Origin of the sequence: Verrucomicrobium sp. BvORR106 (genome assembly GCF_000739655.1) — a bacterium.
GTDB lineage: Bacteria > Verrucomicrobiota > Verrucomicrobiia > Verrucomicrobiales > Verrucomicrobiaceae > Verrucomicrobium.
The window spans coordinates 126,634-152,022 of record NZ_BATR01000112.1; the positions used below are offsets into that span (position 1 = coordinate 126,634).

Sequence of the window (25,389 nt, forward strand, 5' to 3'; positions counted from 1 at the left end):
TACGACCAAGAAGATTGCGCGGGCGGTCTGGACTACGAGCCATTGGAGGGCCTGGCGACCTTGCGATAGAGCATGTCGGAAAGCTCCTGCCACATCCCGGTACTTCCGTAGTAGTCAATCTGGAGACCTGAGTGCTTGGTGAAAATCACTGCAGACTGGCGAGCGCGAAAGAGCAGGACAAGGTGCTGGGCACCTCCTTGTTCCGCTGGAGTGGTCTCGAACTCTGACAAGATATCGGGCGTCCAGTGTTCTGCCGAAAACTCTCGCTCCCAGTGGGGGACCAAAAATGCCCCGTCGTCGTTCGTGGCGTAGAGGATCGATGCCTCGTTTCTGCTGGCGAGTGCCCCAAATGGCTGAACAAGCTTTGGATTGGTTCTCCGCCGTTGAGTTTCCATTCCCGGTGCGGTTCCGGGCTGGCGGGTTCGAGGTACATGTCAGTCGTGAGGGAGATTGACTTGGCGGCAAAGATGCGACGACGCTTGCCGAGTCGTTCTGGGTGCCACGACAGCTCATCAAACAGCCTGAAGCGTAGCCACGCGTCGTCGTAGAGGGCTCTGTCCATGTGGGGGTGGACCATAGACAGGATGAATCCTGTGTCGACGTCCTTGGCGCTCAATTTGCCAGCAGCTTCTCCACCCAGCGGAGGGTTTCCTCCTGGTTCAAGATCTCCACGTGTTCCCGGGTCAGATGTTTGAAGGAGGTGGTGCTTTGCTTGATGCGGAGGTCGGTTTCGCTCTCCACGGTGACCACGCCGTCGTTGAGTTCTTTCATCCAGAAGGGGCCGCCATCGATGGAGCCGTACACAAGGTCATGGGTGGTGCCGCGGGGAAGGGGCGTGCTGTAGATCCGGGCAAGGAAGTCGCTGTTGGGTGTCACATCCAGCCAAGAGGGGACCGGCTTTTTGAGGTGACGGATGCCATGCTCGGCGGCCTTGTGTCCGCCCCAGGGGGTGGAGATGGAAACAAACTTGGGAATGAAGTTCTGGCCTTCATCCGCCACGGCGGTGCAGATGGCTGGGCGCGAGACTTGGCCGCCCATGCTGTGGGCAACGACGTAGCATTGTGTAAAGTCATACTGGCGCTTGAGCGAGCGCAAGCCGAGAGAGAGGGCCCCCGAGACGCGGTCCAGCCGCATGCCGCTGGGGTAGTGGTAGAACCAGAGCTGGTATTTCTTCCGGTCAAAGTGGTTGATGAAATAACGCCAGTCCTGCGGACTGCCGCCGATGCCGTAAACGAACAGCACCGGAATTCGGTGGGGATCGTAGGGTTCGGTGAAGTAGATGCCGAGGGTGTTCTTACTCAGAAAGTCCAGCGGGCGCCACAAGCCGCTGCTGCCTGCCTCCGGAGCAAACCTGGGATCGTCCAGCGAGGCTACTTCACCCAGGGCGAGGTTGGTCTTGCCACCCAGGGCGTCGTTCTGCTTGGGCACCTGGATGACGGTGCCTGGGGGCAGTCCGTGGTCTCTGCGGAGTGTGAGCGGCCAGATCTTGGGCTTCACGCTGGGATCCGTCAGGGACAGCGGCTTGACGTCTTTGATGAAGTCGAGCGGCTCGCCTGCATCATAGGCGTTGTTGCCATTGTCATCGGTGAACGCTCCTACGCGATACAGGTGGTCCAGGCCCAAGTTAAACGAGGCGATACCGCTGGCAGGAACTTGCTGAAAGCCCGCTGAGTCTTTGCGGCTGCCGTTCTCCATGCGCCAGGCGAGGGCATAGGTGGCAGGCTGGGACCTGGGTGGGGGAGTAACCCGTACCGTGACATTGCCGCGGGCCTCCAGGGTCTCCACATGCTTTCGCAGCCCGATCAGGCCGCAGGAGGTGAGCAGGGTGGCGACCAGCATGCCGCTGGTGCCAAGCGCGAAGGCTGGATGGATCTTCATGGCACGGCTGGACGGTGGAGCTGTCTGAGATGTCAGCGGTAGGAAATCGTCTTGAGGTGGAGCAGCAGAATGCGGCGGATCTCTGCAATGGCCTCGGCCTTGGCATGCGCGCCATGGTCGGCATTGACGACGAGCTCGGACTCCACGTTGGGCAGGTGGGCGCTGGTGTAGGGCACCACTCCGTCTGAGCACTTCGGATCGGTGAGTAGGCGTCCGTCCCGGTTCCCGACGATGGAGTGGATGTGGAGTCCGGGCTTGAGCTCGAGCTGGGTGGAGGTTTTCACAAAGCGGGACTCAGGGTTGAGGTTCTCGATACTGCTGGGGATGCCCTTGCCCAGGAATTTCTTCATCATGGGGTTGTCAGGACCATCGCCCTGGATGAGGTCGTAGGTGGAACCGAGGATGCGGCCTGGCAGGCTGATCACGCCGCGGCCGATGGCTCCGGCCAGGCCCTGAGCCATCTTGCTGCCCTGGTGTGGCGTGCAGACAAAGATGACGCGATCCACGTGCGAGTTGGGCTCGAACTCCATGTAGGGTTTGAACGCCTCACGCTCCTGCGGGCTGAGCTTGAGTTTGTCCGGCGTGTCTCCCAGGATGTTCATCCAGAGCCGGTCGCCGCTGCGGACAAGCTGCATCTTGCTGAGGAGGCCGCCCATGCTATGGCCGATGAGGACCATGTGATCGGCGGCTTTGTCGTTGCCGAGCCGATGCAGCTCATCATGAAGACCTGCCAGTTCCGAGCGCAGATTTTTGGCGCTGAAGGCGACAGGTACGCCGGAGGGATAGCGAAAGAAGAAGATCTGATATTTTTTCCGGATCACGGGATCGGCCGTCAGCTCATTGAAGGCGTTTTGCCAGGTGAGGGGGCGGGACATGAGGCCATGCACAAAGATGACGGGCACGCGGTCTGGAGCAGGCGGTTCGAGCCCAAACAAACCCATCTTGTCGAGATACTTCGCGCTGTTTCGCATCGCGCCGAAGCCGGACATGCCCAGATCCTTGCGGGTGGACACTGCTTGCAGGATCCATTCCCCCGGAGCGCTGAAGTCGGCCGCCAGTGGCTGGCGCTTGCCTGAGACGACGGCAGTTTCCTCACGCCGCACGTCATGCACGACCAGCCTGACCTCACGCCCTGCAGGAGAGGGGGGACCAAAGGCAAGCGTGACCGTAACGGGGTGGAGGTAACCGACTTCTGAGAGGAAGGGGTGGGTCTTCCTCCGCTCTTCCGTGCTGAACCAGTGGGCGACGAACGGGGTGCCCACTCCGGGACGGAGTACGGGGTTTGCCAGCTTCCGCTTTTCCTGCGGCACGACAGGAACCAGTTCATCGATCTGGATATCAGCCGGGGCGGTGGCAGTGAGTCGGTAGGTTTGGCCTCCATGCTGTACCAGCATGGGGGTCCGGTTCTTGAACCCGCCCGCCTGCTCCTGCCAGGCCACCACCACTTCCTCGGTGACGTGGGCGGAGATCGGCGGGGTGTTGACGCTGGCAGGAGATCTGGCGGCATCAAGACTCTCTGTGGTGGCGAGGGCCTTTCCGAGGGGATCCGCGTCCTTCACACCGGCCGACGGCAGGGTCGAGCAGGCATTGAGCGAGGCGCAGAGGGCGGTGCACAGGACTAGGTCGCGGAGCGACATGCGTGTAAGGGGAGCCATCATCGCCATTCTGCACGGGGATGGGCGGCTTATCTATGAGTCCTTGGTCCTATTTCGCCAAGGACTCTCAGCCGCCTTGCGCTCCGAGCGGACGGGGTTTGGTCACGGCCCAGGCAATGGCATCCAGAAGGGCCTGGCCATCGACGGGCTTCCGGAACAGTGCGACGGCCCCAAGCTGTTGGGCCTGGTCTCGTAGTTCTTTGTTGTCGTGGGCCGTGATGAAGATGACTGGAATCTGCCGGCCCGAGTGGGCCAGCTTGTCCGGCAGCTCGAGGCCGCTTGTGCCGTGCATCATCACATCAGAGACGATGCAGGAATTGGCATCGGTGACTCTGGCGTTCAGAAATTCTTCCACACAGCTGAAGGTCTGCGCCTCCATCGTGGCGGATCGCAGCAGTCGTGCATACGCAGCCCTGACTGACGGATCGTCGTCCACGATATAAACATGTATCGGCGGGGGTAACATGGCGTTGGAGTCGGGATTACACTCCAATATTCGCGCGTCGCAGCCTATCGGACCTAGGTCTTACATGAGGCTCCGGGATCATACGGAGGGCTAGTCGCTGATTCGAGTCACCTGTTTGGACTCGTTGAAGCGCGTTGGCCAGATCGTGCAGAGCTCTGCAGTGATGAAACTAACTGTTGATCAGCGGAGTAGCAAAATGCCGGTGGCGGCTAGTTGAGTCTGGGGGACTCCATGGGGCGCACGCCAGCGGCTTGCGCCGAACGCACCAAATCGGCAACAGAGTACACACCCATCTTTTCCATGACGCGGCCGCGGTGAATTTTTACGGTCTTTTCTGCAGCGCCTAAGACATCGGCAATTTGCTTGTTGAGCATGCCCGCGATCACGCAACGCATGACCTCCACCTCACGTGCAGTCAGGGACTGGAGCCGATTTTTGGCAGCGATGCTTTCTTGTGCACTTAGGCGGGCCTGATTGGACCGTTCCAGTGCGGCGGCGATGGCGGTGTAGAGCCTGTCCTCCTCTACCGGTTTCGTGAGAAAATCGACGGCTCCGGCCTTCATGGCCGTGGCGCAGGTGGGCACGTCCCCGTGGCCTGTCAGAAACACGATCTGCATGCCCTTGTCGGCGAGATTTTGCTGGAGCTCCAGTCCGTCGAATCCCGGCATGCACACATCCAGCACCAGGCAGCAGGCCTCGGGATGCGGAGTTAGGCGGGACCATTCCAGGTAGGTGGCGGCAGAGGGGAAGCTGGTGGCCTGCATCCGCCAGGAACGGATCAGTCGCTCGATGCTTCTGCGGACCGGACCGTCGTCATCCACCACACACACCATTCCTGCCGGATGGGCAGGCGGAGACTCCATCATCGTTGGTTCTGCTTGCATACATGGCTCCCAGAGTTCGTCATTTTTCTCCGTTCCTTGGCGAAGTGTCAAGCTAATCTCTAGTTTCTACAATCGAAATTGGTTGAGCTTTAGGTGCATGCTAATGCATTGGAAAGGAAGGAATAGGACCAAGGTCCGATGGTCTGATGGGGAGAGATTCGTCATGCTGCGGCCCAGATGAAAACACGGCATTGCTCCCGGGTGTGGCTGGCGGTCATAGGTGGTGGGATCTCTTTGGTCGCTGGGTTGTCCCCCGTAGCCCATGGTCAGCAGCAGACTCCTGCCAAAGAGGGGGCGGCGGCGAGCTCCACCGAGCAGGGGCAGACGCCCCTCGATGAATCCTTTGACTGGAGAGACCTTGAGTGGCGACGGGAAAAGCGGAAATCGGCTCTGGAGGACACGGAGTTCACGCTGCATTCCCGCACCTACTACTTCTACCGGGAGAAGTATGACGGCTCCATCAGCGAGGCTCTGGCCACCGGGGGTTGGGCAGGGGTGAAAACCGGGTACTTCCTGGATCACGTGGCGTTTGGCGTCACGGCGTACACTTCCCAGCACCTGTCTGGAGACGATGAGCGGGACGGCACTCTCATCCTGGCTGCCGGGCAGGAGGGGTACACCGTCCTGGGTGAGGCCTATGTGGATGTGCGGATCATGGATGACCTTCATCTGTATGCTGGCCGGAAGGAGTACGACACGCCGTTTATCAACCGCAATGACTCACGCATGACGCCCAATACCTTTGAGGCGATCTCCCTGCAGGGCACCACAGATCTGGGAAGTGAAGGTGCCACGCTCAAGTACGGCCTGGGCTATGTGGATGCGATCAAAGATCGCAACTCTGATGACTTCGTCTCCATGGGCAGGGATGCGGGAGCGGACGCGGACAGGGGAGTCTTCACGGCCGGTGCTCTCTATAAGAAGGGGGACTTCTCTGTGGGGGCGATTGACTACTATTGCCATGATGTCATGAACATCGGTTATGCGGAGGCCAAGCTGGAGGTGCCGATCAGTGAGAAGCTGAAACCTAGATTTGCCGTGCAGTTTATCGACCAACGCAGTGTGGGCGATGATCTGTTGCTGGAGGATGGGGATTCCAGCCAGCAGTTTGGCATCAAGGCTGAGCTTCCAGTGGGGGACGCCTTGGTTACCGCGGCCTACACCAACATCATGGGTGATGGCGGCATCCAGAACCCCTGGAGCGGCAATCCCGGATACACTGCCGTGCAGGTGGAGGACTACAACCGCGACGGGGAAGATGCCATCATGCTGAGGGCTGCCTACGACATCCCGTGGGTCGAAGGACTGAGCGCGTACGCGCTGTGGGTGCATGGTCTTGATCCGGATCCCGCGAACCAGTATGCAAGGGATGAGTACGACCTCAATCTGCAGTGGGCTGCTCCAGAGGGGGTATTGAAGGGGCTCTCCCTGCGGCTACGCTACGCGATCGTGGACGAACGGGGTGGTACAGGGGACGACCTCAAGGACTTCCGTGTGATCTGCAACTACTCGATCACCTTTTGACTGGGGGTCTGTAGGACCAAAGGCCGATAGCAACCTGCGCCTGAATGCAAGAGGATGGGGCACGCTTCGCAATCCACCCCTTAAAGCACGCAACCTTTATGAAGAAAGCACGATTCCTTCTGAAGCCGGTCCACTCCTCCGGCACCCTGCTGCTCATGGCCGCCATGCTAGTGGGTTGGGGTATTCCCTCCATCCCGGCTCTGGCGAAAGAGCCGACTGCGCTGGAGGCCCAGCTGAAGGCCAGGGAAGATCGAGCCGCCCTGCTGCGGGGTGAGCTGAAGGCGGCAGACTCCCGCATCGAGGACACGGTGGACCGCATCGTGGAGACCCTGCGAAAAGTGGGGGACTCTGACGACAGCAAGTCCAAGATGACTCGAATCAAGGTGGAGACCATTGATGCGCTGGGGAAGAATATTTCCTACTACCAGCAGCGCCGAGCACGGTTGCAGGAGGAGCTGCGTCGCCCCACGGTGAATCTGACACCGGAACAGAAGCAGGCGGCCATTGCGAAATTTGACACCCGGATTGAGAAGCGGGTACAGCAGATCATGGGGCTCACCGCGTCTCTGCCGACCCCCAAGGACTACGAGCGCTACAAGGTCACCGGCGACAGCTGGAACGGACCCACCTATGCCGAAAACGAGGACTACAAACAGAATCGCCGGCTGAGCGCCCACACCAACTCACAGCGGGACAAGGTGGCCAAAGGGTTGCAACGCAGCATTGACTCCATCGAGCGGCAGAAGCGGGTCATCTCAGACCGTATCGCGGCCTCCAAGTCCGAGGCGGATCGGAATGCCTTGATGACGGAACTGGTGCGCTGCGATGAGCTGGTGAAAACGCGGAAGACCCAGCAGCTGGAGGTGACCTCCGGCTACGAGACTGCGACCACCTCTACGAGTGCCAAGGATGCCAAGAACATGGACGAAGCCCTGCGCAACGCGGTGGTCACGCTGCGGCGCGACTTCGGCTCTCTCTTCCAGGGGTACTCTGAGTATGTCATCGAACTCGCCAACATCAACGCGACCAAGGCCGCGATCGCACGGCAAGAGGCCGGTCCGGCATGAGCCGACATCTTCTCCCTTCTTCGAGCCTGTGAAATCAACTCTCACCTCAAACTCATGAACCTCTCGATCAACACCGGACCGCCCAGGTTGGCGGCGTGCCCCCTCCCTCGAACCGCGGTGTGGCTGCTGCCAGCGCTGTTTCTGCTGATCCAGCCGGGCCAGGCCCATGCGTCTCTCTTTCACGGCGAGACGCTGGATGCCGTCGCCAACGTCATCTCCTGGGTGGCCATCATCATCGGGCCCATCATTGGCATCGTAGTGTTCTGGCTGGTGCACATCCTGCCCGAGAAGATTGCTGAGAAGAAACAGCATCCCCAGACCGGTGCCATCCAGTGCTTGTGCCTGCTCTCGCTCGTCTTTGGGGGCCTGCTCTGGCCGCTGGCCTGGCTGTGGGCCTACATGAAGCCCGTTCTCTACAAGGCCGCCTACGGGACGGACGTGGATGAAACGGTCGGTCACGGTCATGGGAAGAAAGCGGAACCCGAAAAAGGAGGGACGGTCTAATGGAACTCATCCTGCTTATCATTTACTCGATCTTTGTCTGGCTGATCTTCTTCAAGTTCAAGCTGCTGCCCTGGAACATCGTCAGCCAGGTGATTGTGGTCACGCTGCCCATTTTCGGGCTCACCGTGATCATTCTGTTCATGAACATTGTGGCGCCCTCATCGCATGATGTGCGCTCCATGAACTACGTGATTCCGGTGGTGCCGCGGGTTTCCGGGCAGGTCACGGAAGTGCCCATCGAGCCGAACCGTCCCATCAAGAAGGGGGATGTGCTCTTCAAGATTGATCCGGTGCCCTTCCAGGAAGCAGTGAATGCGGCGCAAGCGAGGCTGGCGGAACTGAAGGTGGGGCTCATCACGGCGCAGGCGTATCAAAGGGGGCTGGATGATGAACTGAAGAATGCCCAGTCCAATACGGAGGCGCTCCGAGTGAAGCTGGAGCTGTCGAAGAAACGTGTATCCCAGTTCACCCAACTGGCATCCTCCGGCGCAGGCCGCCGGGCGGAGCAGGAGCAGGCGGAGTCTGACGTGGCACAGCTGACCAGTCAGATCGCTGGCGCGCAGGCCAGCGAGTCCAAGATCAAACAAAAGATCGAGGCGCGTACCGAGGCGGGTGAGATTGACGAGGTGGCCGAGGCCAGGGCGCAGATTGCCAAGGCAGAAGCGGATCTGGTGGCAGCCAAGTATGATCTGGAGGGCACCACCTTTTTGGCACCGTCCAACGGCCGGGTAGCCAACCTGGCGCTGCGGCCTGGAGTACGGGCAGTGCAGCTCCCCATGTTCCCGGTGATGAGTTTTATCGAAGAAGATGATCCCTGGGTGCTGGCCTTCTATCACCAGAACGAGCTGCGCTACGTGGAGCCGGGCAATGAGGCGGAGATCTTCCTCAAGACTTACCCGGACCGCATCATCAAATGCAAGGTGGACTCCATCCTCTGGGCCACGGCCCAAGGGCAGATGCCCATCAACGGCAATCTTCCCAATACGCTGCCCAAGGAGATGCCGGAGCAACGCATCGCGGTGCGGCTCTTGGTTGAACCCAAAGACCGCGAGCTATTCCTGGCGGCAGGAGCCCGGGGCGGTGGTGCCATCTACACGGACAAGGGCAAGTTCCTTCACATCATCCGGAAGGTCTTCGTCCGTGTGTCCACCAAGGTCGACTGGTTTGTCTTCAAGCTTCACTGAGCAAGCGCTGCACCCTCTCTCTCCAGCCATGCACTCCAAGATCACGGCATTACTTCCGATTGCTCCCTGTCTGTTACTCGCGGGTTGCGCCATCAAGCAGCCACCCACGGGCGGCGACATCATGACGGACTACGCGCGCTCCCAGGTCAATGAAACCTGGGGTGCGCCGCACACGAAGGGGCGCGTCGCCCCGGACTGGGTCCGTAGTTTCAATGATTCCTCCCTGACGCGGCTCGTGGAGGAGGCCATCCTGAGGAATCCGGACCTGAGGGCCGCCGCTGCACGGGTGGATGCTTCGCGAGCAGCGGTAAGGATCGCTGCGGCCTCCCTCTATCCCCAAGTGGGGCTGAAAGGGCTGGGTGAAAGGCAGGGTAGCGAATTCTCCGGCGATGTGGGCATGGGTATTGATCCTGCGGAGCTGGGCTCCTTCGGACTCAATCTGAGTGGCGGGAGCCCGGACACCCGTAGTGTTGATTCCTCGTCCCAGCGCTGGGTCTATGGTCTGGGCATCGGGGCCACCTGGGAGGCGGACGTATGGGGGCGGGTGAGATCAAAGAAAGCTGCGGCAAAATCCGACAGCATGGCGCTGGAGGCCACTTACGAGTACGCGAGACAGTCACTGGCGGCTCAGGTGGCCAAGGCCTACTTCTCCGCGATCGAGGCATCCCAGCAGGCGGCCAATGCGCGTGAAACGCTGAACCTTTATCAGGACTACGCCAAGCTCACGGGCGAACGCAAGGAGCAGGGGTTCTCCAGTGACTTTGAACTGGCGCAGGTGAACTCACGTACTGCCGCGGCGCGGGATACGCTCTATGCTGCGGAGGCTGCGCATGATCATGCGGTGCGCGCCATCGAGGTGGTGACCAGTCACTACCCGGCTGGAAAGGCCTCTATCCGCAGCAGCTTCCCCACAGGCCTGCGGGCAGTGCCAGCGGGCATGCCCATGGAGTTGCTGGAGCGTCGGCCAGATATGATTGCCGCCGAGCGTCATTTTGCAGCGGCATTCCACCGGGTGAGTGAGGCCCGGGCGGCACGTCTGCCGCGTTTCGCCATCAGTGCGATGGGCGGGGCAGGTACTGCCGACCTGGACGGGGTGGGAGTGCTGGACTCCATCAACTGGAGTCTCGCCTCCGGCGTGGTACAGCCTATCTTCTTCGGTGGCGAGCTGAAAGCTGCGCAAGACCTTCGCACGCACGAGCAACGGGCGGCTGCCTCTGACTACACCTCGGCAGCTCTCAAGGCCTTCGCCGAGGTTGAGGATGCCCTGGCCAGTGAATACCATCTGAAGCGCCGGGAGGGGGCGCTCGTCGAAATGGTGAGCAACAGCGGCACGGCGGTGACGCTGGGCCGGAAGCAGGTGGATCAGGGGCAGGCCGACATGTTCACGATCCTGCGCCTCGTCGGGGAGAACCTCGCGGCCAAGATCGAGCTCACCAAGATCCGTGCCTCGCGGTTGCGTGAGCGCGCCAACCTCCACCTGGCACTGGGCGGGGGATTCACCACCGCCCAGAAATGAAGGGCGACGGTGAGCGGGCCTAAAAGTATTTCACCAAACCTACAACGATGAAAACCAAACTCAATCTGTGCATCAAAGTCTCCCTGTGCTGCTCTGTGCTCGCAGGTCTCTCCTCGTGCGTGGGCACGGTGGACCGTGTGGAAGATCGCTATGACCGCCGTGAGGATCGTTATGACCGACGCCACTACAGCGGGCCGGGCGATCATCTGGAGAACCGGGTGGACCGCCGGGAGAACTGGAATGACAAGGCCCGGGGGCGTCAAGGACTGAGATACTAGGAGGTCTCAGTCTGCGAGCCCTGGGCCCAGAAGGTTGGTCCGGGCTCGCGGCTTATCTTGCAGGATGCCTGCGCCTTGTCAGGAGATTCTACTATGCGCTGCTCATGAAGCTTAAAGACATCATCAAGCGGGCTCACAAGCTCTCCCAACCTTATCGCGTCTCCGATGGTGGGAAATTCCGTCTCGAAGATGTGGAACCTGACGACACTGGGGACTTGACGGAGGAAAACAAGCCGGAAGCCAAGGATGCCCTGCAGATGGGGGTGGGGGCTCTGGCGCAGTTGCAGGACTTGCTGTATGCGCAGGACCGTTGGGCGGTGCTGCTCATCTTTCAGGCGATGGACGCTGCGGGGAAGGACGGGGCTATCAAGCACGTGATGAGCGGGGTGAATCCGCAGGGGTGCCAGGTGGCTTCGTTCAAAGCACCGTCTCCCGAGGATCTCGATCACGACTATCTCTGGCGCTGCCAGAAGCACCTGCCGGAACGTGGCCGCATCGGCATCTTCAACCGCAGCTACTATGAGGAAACGCTGGTGGTACGCGTGCACCCGGAGATTCTGAAGAAGCAGAAGGTGCCGGAGAAACTGGTGGGCAAGGATCTCTGGGAGAACCGGTTCGAGGACATCCGCGCCTATGAGCGGTATCTGGGAAACAACGGCGTGCTGGTGCGGAAGTTCTTCCTGCATGTCTCCAAAGGGGAGCAGAAGAAACGCTTCATGGAGCGGATCGAGAACAAGGAGAAGAACTGGAAGTTCTCCGCCACCGATGCTGCGGAACGGAAACACTGGAAGGACTATGCGAAGGCGTACGAGGAGACGATCCGGAACACCGCCACCAAAGAGGCACCCTGGTATGTGGTGCCAGCGGACAACAAATGGTTCACCCGCGTGGTCGTGGCTGCAGCCATCATCGACGGCCTGGCCTCGCTGGACCTGGTCTACCCCCATGTGGACAAGGCGAAGCAGGATGAACTGGCCGTGGCGAGGAAGGAACTGGAGAACGAGTGATAAGCGGCTGTGATGATTGAGCAGGGGATCTGCGCCACCGAGGGAGAACACATCACAAGCGCATGAGCACCCCGTCCACCAGCAACCTGCTGCCAGCTCTGCAGTGGCTTCGTGCGTACCAGCCTGGCTGGCTGAAGCAGGATGTGCTGGCTGGAATCACCCTGGCCGCTTATCTGTTGCCGGCAGGAATTGGGGACGCCTCGCTCGCGAATCTGCCTCCTGAGGCAGGGTTGTATGCCTGCATGTTTTCCGGGTTGGTGTTCTGGCTGTTTTGCAGTTCACGGCACACAGCCATCACCGTCACTTCCGCCATTTCCCTGCTTGTGGGGGCTTCTTTGGGAGGCATTGCCCAGGGGGATGTCTCACGATTCTCCGCACTTGCCGCGTGCACGGCGCTCATCGTGGCAACGCTGGCCTTTTTGGCGTGGTTGATGAAGGCCGGAGCCATCGTCCATTTCATTTCCGATCCCGTCATGATCGGGTTCAAGTCCGGTCTGGCCCTGTTTCTCGCCTCCACGCAGCTGCCCAAGCTTTGCGGATTTAAAGGCAGTCATGGCGACTTCTGGGAGCGGGCCGGGCATTTCTTCTCTCACTTGGGAGATACAAATGTGGCCTCACTGGTGATCGGGCTTCTGGCGCTGGGGGTGATGGTTCTAGGTAAGATCTATCTGAAGAACAAGCCAGTGGCTCTGTTTGTAGTGGTGGGAGGCATTCTCCTGTCTTCCTTGCTGGGATTGGAGGCGCGCGGGGTGAAGATGCTGGGCAACGTGCCGCAAGGGTTCCCCGTACCCGGATTGCCTGCGGTGCATTGGGCGGATCTGAACGAGTTGCTGCCCCTGGCTCTGGCGTGCTTCCTACTTGGGGCGGTGGAAACTGCCGCCATTGGACGGATGTTTTGTGCCAAGCACGGTGGCCGGTTTGATGGGAATCAAGAGTTGCTCGCGCTGGCAGGAGCCAATCTGGCTGCAGGACTGGGGCGTTCCTTCCCGGTGAGTGGCGGGATGTCACAGAGTCTGGTGAACGAAAGCGCGGGTGCCCGGACGCCGTTGTCCGGGCTGATCTCTGCGCTCATCGTAGTGTTGATCACGGTCTTTCTCTCCGGGTTGTTGCATGATCTGCCGCAGCCCGTGCTGGCTGCTATCGTGCTCTTTGCGATTGCCGGGCTCTTTAAGCTGAAGGCGATGATCCAGCTCTGGGTGCACTACCGGGCGGAATTCGTGGTAGCCATTGCGGCCATGGCTGGGGTGATGGGCTCGGGATTGTTGAGAGGTGTCATGATCGGTGCCGTCATCTCTCTGCTGCAACTCCTGCGGCGGTCTTCTCACCCGTATGTGGCCTTCCTGGGGCGCATCCCTGGCACCCGTCGCTACTCTGACATGGCCAAGAATGCTGACAACGAAGCCGTGCCTGGTGCCTTGCTGGTGAGACCAGAGTCCGCTCTGTACTATTTCAACATCGACCATGTGCGCGATGCGATTGTGAATCGCGCCGCAGCGATGGTGCCGGTGCCATCGTTGGTCCTGCTCGATCTCTCAGCGGCTCCTCATGTGGATCTCCAGTCCGCCCAGACCTTGATCGCCCTCCACGGTGAGATCGTGGCGATGGGCAGCCAGCTTCAAGTGGTCGAGGCGCATGCTTCCGTGCGCGAAACCCTGCGGCTGGAGGGATTTGAGGAGAAGATTGGTGAGATCAACCGTCTGACCTCGGTCGCCGATGCGGTGGACCACTTTTCTTCTCTGCAGCCTGCTGGTGAGTTGTCCCTTCCGGCGGGAGATCAACGACAACCACCAAGCGGACATCCCAACCTCTGACGAATTATGGCAACCCTGACCAACAGCTACCACAACTGTGAAATGATCAACCTCGGGTCCGGGCCGGGTGGGCGCGGACCGTTCATCGTCCGGCAGGAGGCGAGTGCACCTGGCAGTACGACCTTGCAACAGGACCGCTTCCTTCTGCGCAAGGATGGCACATGGGTGCTCAACATTGCCGTCTTCGCCCTCTCGGAAAAGGACAAGGAGCAGTTCATGTTCACCAGCAGTGGAGATGCGACGAAGCTACTGAGTGAATTGCAGGGGGACCCGGTGTTCGACATCAGTCTGCCCGAAGGGACCTCTGTGGAAAAGCTCAAAGCAGCAGCGCAAACAACGCTCACCGGAATCTGGGGCAAGATCAATCGCACTAGTTCATCGTAATCTTACAATCACTGACATTTAAGGATGCATCATCGCAAATAATAGTCGGTTTTTTCTACTGACATCAGTGGACGAACCCGTTATTGCGTAGGTGTACATGCGGAAGCTAGCCAGGTGGACTGCGGGGACGGCTTACCAGGGGATGAAGATCTCATGGGTGGGGGGCATTGCCGCGTGGGCATTCCTGTGCGTTGGATACGAGGTGCAGGTCTGCGGGCAGGGAGCGGCTCCGCTTACGGTCGCCGAAGTAACGACTGTGGCGGCACTGGCCCCCGAGCGCGAAGACTGGGTGGCACGAAACTGGCAGACTGATGACGGCCTGCCTCAGAACACGATCAATGCCCTGGTGCAAACACAAGATAGATTTCTGTGGGTCGGGACAGGAGGCGGGCTCTCCCATTTTGATGGTTATCGGTTTCGCAACTTTGGTCTGCAGGACGGACTGCGTTCACTGCGTATCTCCGCTCTGGTGGAGAGCCGGGATGGCCAGCTCTGGATCGGCACCACCGGAGGTGGAGTGAGCCGCTGGGACAAGGGTACGTTTACCAGCTATGAGTCCGCAGAAGGGTTTCCCAGCAGCGGGGATGTGGTGTGTATGACGGCGGGCCGGGACGGCTCGGTCTGGATCGGTACGTCGGATGGGCTCGTGCGCTGGCAGGAGGGCAAGTTTACCCTGATCGGCCACGAGTGGGGGCTGCCCCGTGAGCAGATCCGGGACGTGACGGAAGACGGGCGTGGCACTCTGTGGGTTTCGGTCATTGAAGTGGGCGTGTTCGAGAACTCATCTGGCCGCTTTGTCCGAGTGCCTACACCGGGGCCAGCATCAGGCGATTGCTACAGTTTGATGGCGGCTCGGGATGGGACCGTGTGGGCTGGCATGGGGAATGGCCGGATCTGGAAAGGGAAGGATGGTGCCTGGACCCTGTTGGGACCGGCAGAAGGGCTGCCGCATACAAGTTTCGAGTGCATGGTCGAAGGCGTGGACGGCACCGTGTGGACGGGGCTGCGCCATGGGGGGGTGTATCGTCAGAAGGAGGGAAGGTTCGAGCGGGCAACGCAGGATGACGTCCTGGCCGGCCGCAATGTGCGAAGCCTGCTGGTGGATCGGGGGGCAACATCTGGGCGGGCACCACTTACGGCGGGCTCTACCGGCTCTCCCCCCGGGTGCTGAACTACTGGGTGGCTGAACCTGGACAAGGGCGCCCGGGAGCCTTCACCTCCATAGCGGAAGAAGCCTCCGGATCCTGGCTGGTGTGTGCCTCCACGGAGGGCATCCTGCGATTTGAGAACGGCAGGTTCACGAGGATCTCTGACCCTGCGTTTGGCAAGTTTCTGCCGCACGTCTATTGCAGCCTGGTGGCACCTGATGGCAGTGCTTGGTTCGCAGGCGAACAGTTCGCCTGCCGCTTGCGATCTGGGGAGGCCACGATGTTGTTCCGTGACGCACCCGTGCAAGGGGAGGCCGTGCGTGCGGTGGCGTCACTGGGAGCCTCCGTGTGGTTTGGCACCTACTACGGCACGTTGCTGAAGTGGGACGGGAGCAAGCTGATGATGGCCGCGCCCCGGGGCACCTTCCCAGGTGGCATCACCAGCATGGTTCCGGAGGATGAGGAGACCTTGTGGGTGGGCAGCGCCTCCGGCGTGTACCGCTGGCGGACGGGCCTGCTCAAAAAGTGGGGGCGGGAAGACGGGCTGGTATCAGGAAACATCAGGGCACTGCACCGTGATCCGGACGGAACTCTCTGGATCGGAACCCTGGGGGGCGGACTCTCCCGCCTCAAAGAGGGAAAGGTGGTGAACTACACCATGCGCGAGGGCCTGGTAGACGATGTGATTTCCCAGATCCTCCCGGACGATCAGGGGGCCATCTGGCTGGGCAGCAACCGTGGGATCATGCGCGTCGAGCGCGGGGACCTTGCCGCGGTGGACTCCGGCTTGATTGCGGAGCTGCACCCGGTGGTGTTCGGAAAGAACGAAGGGGTGCTTTGCCCCCAATGCGCCAGTGGCTGCTCCCCCCCGGCAATCAAGACGCGGGATGGCAGGCTGCTGTTCCCCACCGTGGGGGGCGTGGCGGAAATTCACCCTCAGCGGGTGCTCGCCATGGGCATGGCTGATCCCAAGGCGGTGGTAGAGAGCGCCATGGTGGATGGCAAGCGGCGTCCTTTAGGGAAGCCGTTGGTAGTGCCTTCTGGACAGCATCGCGTGGAGATTAGCTACACGGCACCCGCCTTGGCCGGCGGGGAGTGGATCCGCTTCCAGCATCGGCTGGAGGGGGTGGATGAGGGGTGGGTGAAGGCGGGGAGCCGGCGGCTCGCCTCGTACAGCGGTCTTTCTCCAGGGCGCTATCGATTCCAAGTGGTGGCGACGGACAGCCGAAGCCATCGAAGCGAATCCGTGGCCAGTCTGGCAGTGATCATTCGCCCTCAGTTTTGGGAGACCTGGTGGTTCCGCGCCAGTGGCGTGATCCTGCTGGTGGCAGCAGGTGGAGCCGCAGGATTGTGGCTGACCAACCGGAGGCATACGCGGGAGTTGGTGGAGATCGAGCGTTCCCGTCAGATGCGGGCGGAACTGGCCCATATGAGCCGCGTTACCCTGCTGGGGGAGCTGTCCGCATCTCTGGCGCATGAACTGAAGCAGCCGCTCACCACGATCCTGGCCAACTCCCAGGCCGCCCTTCGGTATCTTACCAACGTGCCGGTGGAGCTTGATGAAGTGCGCAGCAGTCTTGAGGACATCTCGTCTGCCGATCGACGGGCCAACGAGATCATCGAGCGCATGCGGAACATGGTGAAAAACGGCGAGTCAGCGCTGGAATCTCGCGACATCAACGCCGACATCGAACAGGCACTGCTCCTGATCAACAACGACCTGATCGAGCGCAAAGTCTCCATCGAAACACGCTTCTCCTCTGACGTGTCGCTGGTGAAGGGGGATCACATCCAGTTGCAACAGGTGCTGCTCAACCTCGTCTTGAACGGATGTGACGCGATGGCGGCCAGCCCCCCGCCAGACCGACAGCTGCTGGTGGAGACGCGTCCGTCGGATCCCGGCTTCATCCTCGTGGCCGTGTCGGATTGTGGTCCCGGCCTGGCTCCGGAGATGGCGGAGCGCATTTTTAAGCCCTTTTTCTCCACGAAGAAGCAGGGTCTCGGGATGGGGCTGTCCATCTGCCGCGCTATCATTGGGGCCCATGGAGGCCGTCTCTGGGTGGACAACAATAAAGAACGTGGCGCGACATTCAGTTTCACGCTGCGGACAGTGGGCGAGGGGGAGTGAACCGTTGCTAGGTGTTGGGGGGGACCCTTTGGGTCGAAGTAAGGGGGGCGTGTCAGGCGTGGCATCACTGGCATCGGACCATGGTCCTATGGCGGGGAGGGTGTGATTTGGAGAAAATGACTCCTGAAATTTGCACGAATGCCACCCGGTTATGAAAGCCTTGTCCCTGTCCATTACCACGTTGCTCGCTGTGATCTGCAGCTTGTCCGCCCAAGAGCCTGACAAAGCTGCCCCCAGCGTGGAGCAGACTGCCGTTGATGCCCTGAACAGGGCTTATGAAACGGCCTACAACAAAGGAGACGTCAAAGCTCTGGCGGGCTTCTTTGCGGAAGATGCGGAATACACCACAGAGGATGGCCGGTCCTTCAATGGGTTCGCGGAAATTGAAGGTGGCATCCGTGATGCCTTCGCCGGGAACAAAGGGGCCAAGCTGGAGATCGCGTCCGTTTCGGTCCGAAGGCTCTCTCCGGAGGTGGTGGTCGAAAAAGGCGCCACCAAGGTGACGGCCAAGGATGGTGATGTGGAGCGCTCCACCTACACGGCCATCCACGTGAAGAAGGACGACAAGTGGAAGATCAGCCAGTTGATCGAGTCCCCCGTAGCTGAAGAGGAGCCGCGGGCGAAGCTCGCGGAGCTTGCCTGGTTGATCGGCGACTGGGAAGACTCAGACAAGGAGAACGACCTGACGGTGCGCAGCCAGTATGTGTGGTCAAAGGGCGCGGCCTTCATCACCCGAAATGTGGTGGTGAGACAAGGGGAGGAGACGCTGCTGGAGGGCTGGCAGATCATCGGGTGGGATCCCGTGAATGAAACCATCCGTTCCTGGACCTTCGATGCAGAAGGAGGGTTCGCGGAAGGACAGTGGACTCATGAGGGGAATCGCTGGCTTGTGAGGGAGTCAGGCGTGAATCCCGATGGTGGCAGGACCACCGCTGAGAACACGATTACCAAGGTGGGTGAAGACAAGCTTACCTGGCAGTCAGGCAGCCGCACCCTGGATGGCGAACCATTGCCCTCCATCGGCGTCATTGAAGCCAAGCGTGTGAAAAGCAACTAACTTCCCAAAGCCATGAAGTCGCGAGTCTATTCAGTGCTGGCCATGGTCTTGGGCCTGGCCATCTTCTTTGAGCATGCGGAGGTGCAGGCGCGTGGTGGCGGTGGTGGCCGCGGTGGTGGTGGAGGAGGATCACGAGGAGGTGGCGGGGGCGGCATGTCACGCCCCTCGGGTGGCGGTGGAGGAGGGGGGAGCCGTCCCAAACCTTCGGGTGGTGGGAGTAGCAGCCGGCCCAAGCCTTCTGGCGGCGGTGGTAGTTTCTCAAGACCGTCTGGTGGCGGTGGCAGTTCCTCCCGGCCCTCAGGTGGGGGGAGTTCATCCCGGCCGTCGGGAGGATCACGTCCGTCAGGTGGGAGCTCCAAACCTTCGGGTGGCGGATCCCGGCCTTCCGGCGGCGGAGATTTCTCTCGTCCATCCGGTGGCGGATCTCGTCCTTCAGGGGGCAACAGTGTCGCCTCCCGGCCGAGCCAGAGACCCTCTGGCGGGGATTCCCGGCCCAGTGGCGGGCGTTTGCCCTCGAAGCCCGCTGGCGGCGGCGGCAGCGTGGCCAACCGTCCTTCAGGTGGGAACAGCGTCTCGCAACTGCCCTCAGGCAGCCGCCCCGGAGGAGCGGGTTCAGGAGTTAACCGACCTTCCCAGCAGCCCTCCCGGCCTGGTGTGGCGGATCGTCCCGGTCAGCTTCCGGCCCGTCCAGGTGCTGGTGCAGGAGACCGCCCTTCGCAATTGCCGGCTCGTCCCGGCGCGGGCGATCGCCCGACAGTCGGTGGTGGCCCGTCCCAATTGCCAGCGCGTCCTGGTGCGGGTGATCGTCCGGGTGCAGGGGACAGACCTTCTCAGCTACCCTCCCGCCCGGGTGGCCCCGGAGTGGCCCAGCGTCCGGGAGACGTCGGCAGACCGGGGACTCCCAGCACTCTGCCGTCCCAGCGACCCAGCAAGGGTGACTTGGGTAATTTCCTCGGTATCGCCGCGGGTGCGGGTGCAGGTGCCGCCATCTCGCAGCTTCCCGCCTTTGAAGGAGGCCGCGAGCGTCCCTCGCAACTCCCGGCGGGTGGCATCGGGGACGGACGTCCCGGCATCGGCGACCGCCCAGGCATCGGTGGAGGACCCATTGGCGAAAGGCCCAGCATCGGTGAGCGTCCAGGAAATCTGCCAGCGCGTCCCGAACGGCCTCAAGACCGGCCCAACTGGGGAGACTGGTCGGAGAATCGCGGAGAAAACTGGGAGAACCGGGTGAACAACCGGCATGACGCCTGGGACCAACGGCAGGACAACCGGCAGCAACGCCACGATGACTTCCAGAACAATCGCGACCAGCGCTGGAACGAGCTCGAAAATGCCAGGAACGACCGCCAGGACTGGCGAAACCAGAATCGCGACGACTGGCAGGAGCATCGCCAGGATGCGTGGGACTACCGTTGGGATCGGGCGGATGAGGTCTGGGACAATGTCCAGGACTTCCATGACGACTGCTTCGACGACCACTGGTGGGGACATGTGGGCTGGTGGGGACACGGCCACTATCATGGCTTTGGCCACTTTGCGCACAATCCTTGGTGGTGGTGGCGGCCGTGCGCCTGGGCGGGTGTCTCCAGCTGGGTCTATGGTGCTACGGCGGCTCCTCCGCCGGTGTATGCGGACTATGGCTCCACAGTCGTCTATGAAGGTGACACGGTGTATCTGGACAACCAGCCCATGCCGGTGGCTCAGTACACCCAGCCAGTGATCGAGAAAGTCCTGGTAATGGAACAGTCCCCGCCGCCCACACCGGCCCCAGAAGGCAAACCGGAGGAATGGATGACACTGGGTGTGTTCTCCCTGGTGCAGGAAGAGAAGGGTGATCCCATCCTCTTCATGCAGCTGTCCATCAATCGTGACGGAGTGATCTCCGGTGCGTATCAAAACGTGCTTACAGAAGATGCCCGTCCCATCACCGGAGAGCTGGACAAGAAAACCCAGACGGTGGTCTGGCGCATTGGCGAGAAGGGCGGCACCGTCTGCTCGACCAGCCTTGCAAACCTGACCGAAGAGGTGAGTACGGTGACCATCCACTTCAGTGGAAATCGTACGGAGACATGGCTGCTGGTGCGGCTGCCGGAGCCCGCGGAAGCTGGTAAATCTGCCTCCATCCCGCCGGTGGACCGCAAGCTGCCACCGCTGAACCCGACCATGCCGCCCAAATAACGGCCGAGCTACTGCCGGTGATCTGGTTCCGTGATTCGGGCGGGTCACCGGCTTGTTTTCAATTTCCGTTGTCGCAGCCTCCTCGTCCGTGCCTGACTCCAACGGCGGACCTGTAGCAGTCGGGGTCAATGCATGATAAACATGAGCACGCAATCCAGTCATTTCCTCGATCTCATTCAGCACGGGCTGACCGTGGCGGAAGTCCACCACAATCTCCCTCCTGGTGCTCTGTATGAACACGCGATTCGCTACGAGAAGGATGCGAGCATCGCTGACAATGGTGCGCTGGTGGCCTACTCTGGTGTGAAGACCGGCCGGTCCCCCAAGGACAAGCGGGTGGTGAATCACCCGGACTCCGAAGGCAACATCTGGTGGGGACCGGTGAATGTGGCCATGACCAAGGAGATCTTTGCCATCAATCACCAGCGGGCCATTGACTATCTCAACACACGGGACCGGCTCTATTGCTTTGACGGCTTTGCCGGATGGGATCCTCAGCACCGTATCAAGGTGAGGGTGATCTGCTCCCGGCCCTACCATGCGCTGTTCATGCACATCATGCTGATTCGTCCCACCAGGGACGAGCTGGCGAGCTTTGGTTCACCCGACTTTGTGATCTACAACGCCGGGGCATTTCCCGCGAACCGGCTCACCAAAGGCATGGGCTCGGCCACGAGCATCGACCTGAGTCTGGAGGACAAGGAACTGGTGATCCTCGGCACAGAGTATGCCGGGGAGATGAAGAAGGGTGTGTTCACGGTCGCAAACTATCTTGCTCCGCTTCGTGGGGTGCTTTCCATGCACTGCTCAGCCACATCTGACCGTGATACCGGTGCGTCATCCCTGTTGTTCGGGCTGAGCGGCACGGGCAAGACGACGCTCTCAGCGGATCCCAAGCGAAATCTCATTGGTGATGATGAACATTGCTGGAGCGACGATGGGATATTTAACCTCGAAGGCGGTTGTTATGCGAAGGCGACCAACCTGACTCCGGAAAGCGAGCCGGACATCTTCCAGGCGCTCCGCTTTGGTGCGGTGCTGGAGAATGTGGTGCTGGATGAAGAGCGGGACGTGGACTACACCGACACAAGCATCACGCAGAACACGCGGGGGGCGTACCCGATCGACTTCATTCAGAACGCCCGGGTGCCCTGCACGGCCGGGCACCCCACGGACATCATCTTTCTCACGTGTGATGCGTTTGGGGTGCTGCCGCCGGTAAGTGCGCTGTCCCCAGAGCATGCCATGTATCACTTCATCAGCGGATATACGGCCAAGGTGGCGGGCACGGAAATGGGGGTGACAGAGCCGCAGGCGACCTTCTCTCCCTGCTTCGGAGGGCCCTTTCTGATGTGGCATCCCAGCAAGTATGCGGAGCTTCTGGCGGACAAGATGAAGAAACACAATGCCCGAGTCTGGCTGGTGAATACCGGGTGGGCTGGAGGTGCCTATGGCGTGGGGAAACGCATCAGCCTCAAAGACACCCGCGCCATCATCGACGGCATTCACAACGGTTCCCTGGCGAATGCGCGCACAGAACGTGACAGCGTCTTCGGCTTTGACATTGTGTTGGAGTGTCCCGGTGTGCCGGCAGAAATGCTGCGCCCCAGGGACGCGTGGGCGGACAAGTTGGAATACGATGCCACCGCCAGGAAGCTGGCTGGTCTCTTCATCAAGAACTTCGAAACCTACGCAGACGGGGCAAGTGCGGAGGTGCGGGCGGCGGCCCCAATTGGTTGAGATACGAATCATGAGCTGGCTCCTCGAATTGAACGAGACCCAGCCCATCCCGCATGCCATGGCCTTGATGGCACTGGTTTGCGTGGCTGGGATGGCGCTGGGCAGCATCCGGGTTCGTGGAGTCAAACTCGGCACGGCCGGGGTGTTGTTCGCAGGCATCCTGGTGGGACACTTCGTGGACGCGGTGGACAGTCACGTCATCGCGTTTGTGAAGGAGTTCGGGCTGGTGCTCTTCGTGTTCACGATCGGTCTGCAGCTTGGGCCGGGTTTCTTTGCCGCGCTGCGGAAGCAGGGCATGAAGCTGAATCTGCTGACCGCCGCCGTGGTGGTCATGGGGGCGGTGATCGCGGCACTCTCTGGCTGGCTGGCCGGGTTCGACCCCGCGGCGGTCCTGGGAGTCTTTTCCGGCGGCTCCACCAACACCCCTTCGCTGGGGGCGGGTACGCAGACGCTGGGCATGCTGCCGGAGGTATCCGCTGACAGGATGGCGCTGCCTGCCCTGGCCTACGCGGTGACCTATCCCGCAGCCACGCTGGGAATCATCGTCACCCTGATGCTGCTTCCCAGACTGCTCAAGATCAATGTGGCGCAGGAGGCGGAGGAGTTCGCTGCGATGAACAAGGTGCAGGCGGACCCGCTGGAGCGGAGGACGCTGGAAGTGACGCAGTCAGATATGGCAGGCGTGGCGGTGGGCACACTCGCAGCCCGGGTGGAGGCGGGCGTCACATTCTCCCGCATACGTCATGCGGGGGTGGTGGAGCCCGCCACGGACGAGACAATCCTCCACGTGGGGGATCTGCTGGTGGTGGTGGGACCGCTCCGGGGAGTGGAGGCCATGGAGCGGGTGATCGGCCGACGCAGTGAGGAAGACCTCGTTCTGGATCAAAGCACGGTGACCTTCAGACGCGTGGTGGTGACGGATCGCAAAGTGCTGGGCAAACCGGTGGGGGAGCTGCATCTGGACAGGCGCTACCATGTGGCCGTTACCCGGGTGACCCGGGCGGATCTGGAAATGTCCGCTGTGCCGGGACTCAGGCTGCAGTATGGGGATCAGCTGCAACTGGTGGGTCGCAAGGAGGATCTGGATCTCGCCGCAGAGGCGGTGGGGAATTCACTCAAGGAACTGAGCGAAACCCACTTCATCCCATTCTTCATCGGTCTTGCGGTGGGGATTTTGCTGGGCACCATGCCGATCCCTATTCCAGGGCTGCCGCATCCCGTTCGTTTGGGTCTGGCGGGTGGACCGTTGATCGCGGCTCTGATCCTTGGGAGGGTGGGGCGCATTCGGCGTCAGGTCTGGCACATGCCGGTGAACACCAATCTTGCCTTCCGCGAATTTGGCATCGCCTTGTTCTTCGCGGCAGTGGGGCTCAGCGCGGGGGCGAAGTTCTTTGAAACGATTGTGAGTGCCACCGGGGCGATGTGGCTCCTGGCAGGTGTTTGCGTCACCGTGGTACCGCTCGTGACGGTCGCGGTGTTTGCGAGGCTCGTATTGAGGATGAACTATATGGATCTCAGCGGCCTGGTAGCGGGGAGCATGACGGACCCTCCTGCACTGGCGTTTGCCTCCAACATGGCCAGTTCAGACGCTCCAGCCGTGGCCTATGCCACCGTATTTCCTTTTACCACCCTGCTGAGAATTCTTTCCGCCCAGGTGTTAGCGATTACACTCTGCACATGAAGACTGCCATCATCACCCGTCTCGGGGACGCCAGATATGACTCGCCCGTGCTCAATGCCGAAGATGAGGCGAGCTATGTGCCCTCCACGGCCAGCTGGCGCGGGGGCTTGATCCCCGATGACCTGCTCCTCTTTGAGAAGTGCGGGCCACAGAAGAAGCTGTACTTTGCCCCGGCGGAGACTCGGGCGGCGATCGTCACTTGCGGAGGGCTGTGCCCGGGCTTGAACAATGTGATCCGCTCTGTGACGAGGGAGCTGGTTCGAGGATATGGCGTCCGCTCGGTGCTGGGAATCCGTGGCGGGTATCGGGGACTGGACCCGGCGGTGGGCAAGGCCCCGCTGGAACTGACAGATGACGTGGTGGAGGACATTCACAAGGAAGGCGGCACCCTGCTGGGAACCTCACGAGGCCCGGTGGAAGTGTCGGTGGCGGTCAAGTACCTCATGGATCTGGGAGTGGACATCCTTTTCACGGTCGGGGGAGACGGTACCCAGCGTGGTGGATACGCCATCTATGAGGAGGCGCGCCGTCAAGGGCGCCCCCTGGCTGTGGTGGGTATTCCCAAGACCATCGACAACGACGTGAAGTATGTCTCACGCACGTTTGGGTTTGGCACAGCGGTGGATGAAGCGGTGCGGGTGATCAACTCCGCGCATACTGAGGCACGCAGTGTGGACAACGGGGTGTCGGTGGTGAAGCTGATGGGGCGGCATGCCGGCTTCATCGCGGCGGCAGCCAGTGTGGCGAGCCAGGATGTGAACTTCTGCCTGGTGCCGGAGGTTCCCTTTGCGCTGGAGGGCGTGTCGGGCTTGTTTGCGGCTCTGGAGCGCAGGTTGGCTGCCAAGGACCATGCCGTGGTGGTGGTGGCGGAAGGTGCGGGGCAGGATCTGCTGCAGGGCACGGGGTCAAAAGATGCCTCCGGCAACACCAAGCTTCAGGACATCGGCCTGCACCTTCGCGACAGTCTGAATGCCCACTTCAAGGCCCGGGGCATTGAAATGACGATGCGCTACTTCGACCCCAGCTACCAGATCCGGGGCTGCCCGGCGAATACCGAGGATGCCCTGATCTGTGACCGCATGGGCCGGCACGCGGTGCATGCCGGCATGTCAGGCAGGACGGGGCTGGTGGTGAGCTTCCTCCATGGGCACTATGTGCACGTCCCGATCGATCTCATCGCACGATCCAGCAAGCAGGTGGATGTGAACGGAGAGCTCTGGCGTGCGGTGCTGGCCACCACAGGACAGCCTGCGAGGCTGATGTAGGCCCAGTAAAGGTTGCTTCCCCAAACCCAATTTC

Annotated in this window: 22 protein-coding genes; 17 read left to right on the forward strand and 5 right to left on the reverse strand. The window is 61.1% G+C overall.

Features of this window, described 5'->3' with window-relative positions; all coding sequences use genetic code 11:
* Positions 1-32 precede the first annotated feature (32 nt).
* The 5 genes from BV106_RS38705 to BV106_RS20060 all read right to left on the reverse strand — a co-directional run bounded on the left by BV106_RS38705 (position 33) and on the right by BV106_RS20060 (position 4,883).
* Positions 33-230: a hypothetical protein gene (locus BV106_RS38705; protein ID WP_265595882.1), complete on the reverse strand. Its 198-nt coding sequence runs from the start codon at positions 228-230 to the stop codon at positions 33-35.
* Positions 231-612: 382 nt separating this feature from the next.
* Positions 613-1,878, reverse strand: a complete 1,266-nt coding sequence (locus tag BV106_RS20045; RefSeq protein WP_038167531.1) for a hypothetical protein — start codon at positions 1,876-1,878, stop codon at positions 613-615.
* 32 nt (positions 1,879-1,910) lie between these two features.
* Positions 1,911-3,515: a hypothetical protein gene (locus tag BV106_RS20050; protein ID WP_038167534.1), complete on the reverse strand. Its 1,605-nt coding sequence runs from the start codon at positions 3,513-3,515 to the stop codon at positions 1,911-1,913.
* A gap of 85 nt (positions 3,516-3,600) precedes the next feature.
* Entirely contained in the window at positions 3,601-3,999 is a 399-nt protein-coding gene (locus BV106_RS20055) for a response regulator (RefSeq protein WP_038167536.1), read from the reverse strand.
* Positions 4,000-4,208: 209 nt separating this feature from the next.
* The gene (locus BV106_RS20060) at positions 4,209-4,883 is read right to left on the reverse strand and encodes a response regulator (RefSeq protein ID WP_265595883.1); all 675 of its coding nucleotides are present in this window, start codon (positions 4,881-4,883) and stop codon (positions 4,209-4,211) included.
* Between the two features lie 177 nt (positions 4,884-5,060).
* Between BV106_RS20060 and BV106_RS20065 the strand changes: the two genes are divergently transcribed.
* The 17 genes from BV106_RS20065 (at position 5,061) to BV106_RS20140 (ending at position 25,355) form a co-directional block, all read left to right on the forward strand.
* Positions 5,061-6,407, forward strand: a complete 1,347-nt coding sequence (locus BV106_RS20065; RefSeq protein WP_081891985.1) for an OprD family outer membrane porin — start codon at positions 5,061-5,063, stop codon at positions 6,405-6,407.
* A 98-nt stretch (positions 6,408-6,505) separates the two neighbouring features.
* Entirely contained in the window at positions 6,506-7,474 is a 969-nt protein-coding gene (locus tag BV106_RS20070; RefSeq protein WP_038167541.1) for a hypothetical protein, read from the forward strand.
* Positions 7,475-7,528: 54 nt separating this feature from the next.
* Positions 7,529-7,978 carry a DUF3302 domain-containing protein gene (locus BV106_RS20075; RefSeq protein WP_081891987.1) on the forward strand — a complete coding sequence of 150 codons (450 nt, stop codon included), beginning with the start codon at positions 7,529-7,531 and terminating at the stop codon, positions 7,976-7,978.
* Positions 7,978-9,162 carry an HlyD family secretion protein gene (locus tag BV106_RS20080; protein WP_038167543.1) on the forward strand — a complete coding sequence of 395 codons (1,185 nt, stop codon included), beginning with the start codon at positions 7,978-7,980 and terminating at the stop codon, positions 9,160-9,162. The genes BV106_RS20075 and BV106_RS20080 overlap by 1 nt, the downstream gene beginning before the upstream one ends.
* 28 nt (positions 9,163-9,190) lie before the next feature.
* Positions 9,191-10,678, forward strand: coding sequence for an efflux transporter outer membrane subunit (locus BV106_RS20085; protein WP_038167545.1), 1,488 nt, complete (start codon positions 9,191-9,193; stop codon positions 10,676-10,678).
* Positions 10,679-10,725: 47 nt separating this feature from the next.
* Complete coding sequence (locus BV106_RS20090) at positions 10,726-10,956, forward strand: hypothetical protein (protein WP_038167547.1); 231 nt, start codon at positions 10,726-10,728, stop codon at positions 10,954-10,956.
* Positions 10,957-11,060: 104 nt separating this feature from the next.
* Positions 11,061-11,963 carry a polyphosphate kinase 2 family protein gene (locus BV106_RS20095; protein WP_038167549.1) on the forward strand — a complete coding sequence of 301 codons (903 nt, stop codon included), beginning with the start codon at positions 11,061-11,063 and terminating at the stop codon, positions 11,961-11,963.
* 62 nt (positions 11,964-12,025) lie between these two features.
* Positions 12,026-13,774, forward strand: a complete 1,749-nt coding sequence (locus BV106_RS20100; protein WP_063767967.1) for a SulP family inorganic anion transporter — start codon at positions 12,026-12,028, stop codon at positions 13,772-13,774.
* A 6-nt stretch (positions 13,775-13,780) separates the two neighbouring features.
* Positions 13,781-14,158: a hypothetical protein gene (locus BV106_RS20105; protein ID WP_038167550.1), complete on the forward strand. Its 378-nt coding sequence runs from the start codon at positions 13,781-13,783 to the stop codon at positions 14,156-14,158.
* A gap of 142 nt (positions 14,159-14,300) precedes the next feature.
* On the forward strand, positions 14,301-15,329 hold the full coding sequence (locus BV106_RS20110; protein WP_038167553.1) for a two-component regulator propeller domain-containing protein: 1,029 nt from the start codon (positions 14,301-14,303) through the stop codon (positions 15,327-15,329).
* Entirely contained in the window at positions 15,323-17,434 is a 2,112-nt protein-coding gene (locus tag BV106_RS35910) for an ATP-binding protein (RefSeq protein WP_051946092.1), read from the forward strand. The genes BV106_RS20110 and BV106_RS35910 overlap by 7 nt, the downstream gene beginning before the upstream one ends.
* Before the next feature lie 151 nt (positions 17,435-17,585).
* The gene (locus BV106_RS20120; protein ID WP_038167555.1) at positions 17,586-18,491 is read left to right on the forward strand and encodes an SgcJ/EcaC family oxidoreductase; all 906 of its coding nucleotides are present in this window, start codon (positions 17,586-17,588) and stop codon (positions 18,489-18,491) included.
* A 73-nt stretch (positions 18,492-18,564) separates the two neighbouring features.
* Positions 18,565-19,722 carry a hypothetical protein gene (locus BV106_RS38710; RefSeq protein WP_265595884.1) on the forward strand — a complete coding sequence of 386 codons (1,158 nt, stop codon included), beginning with the start codon at positions 18,565-18,567 and terminating at the stop codon, positions 19,720-19,722.
* Positions 19,719-20,669, forward strand: a complete 951-nt coding sequence (locus BV106_RS35915) for a hypothetical protein (RefSeq protein ID WP_081891993.1) — start codon at positions 19,719-19,721, stop codon at positions 20,667-20,669. The genes BV106_RS38710 and BV106_RS35915 overlap by 4 nt, the downstream gene beginning before the upstream one ends.
* 141 nt (positions 20,670-20,810) lie before the next feature.
* Positions 20,811-22,409 carry a phosphoenolpyruvate carboxykinase (ATP) gene (pckA, locus tag BV106_RS20130; protein ID WP_038167700.1) on the forward strand — a complete coding sequence of 533 codons (1,599 nt, stop codon included), beginning with the start codon at positions 20,811-20,813 and terminating at the stop codon, positions 22,407-22,409.
* Positions 22,410-22,419: 10 nt separating this feature from the next.
* Positions 22,420-24,090: a putative transporter gene (locus BV106_RS20135; protein ID WP_038167557.1), complete on the forward strand. Its 1,671-nt coding sequence runs from the start codon at positions 22,420-22,422 to the stop codon at positions 24,088-24,090.
* Positions 24,087-25,355 (forward strand): ATP-dependent 6-phosphofructokinase, encoded by a 1,269-nt coding sequence (locus BV106_RS20140; protein ID WP_038167559.1) that lies wholly within the window; start codon positions 24,087-24,089, stop codon positions 25,353-25,355. The genes BV106_RS20135 and BV106_RS20140 overlap by 4 nt, the downstream gene beginning before the upstream one ends.
* The last annotated feature ends 34 nt before the right edge of the window (positions 25,356-25,389 follow it).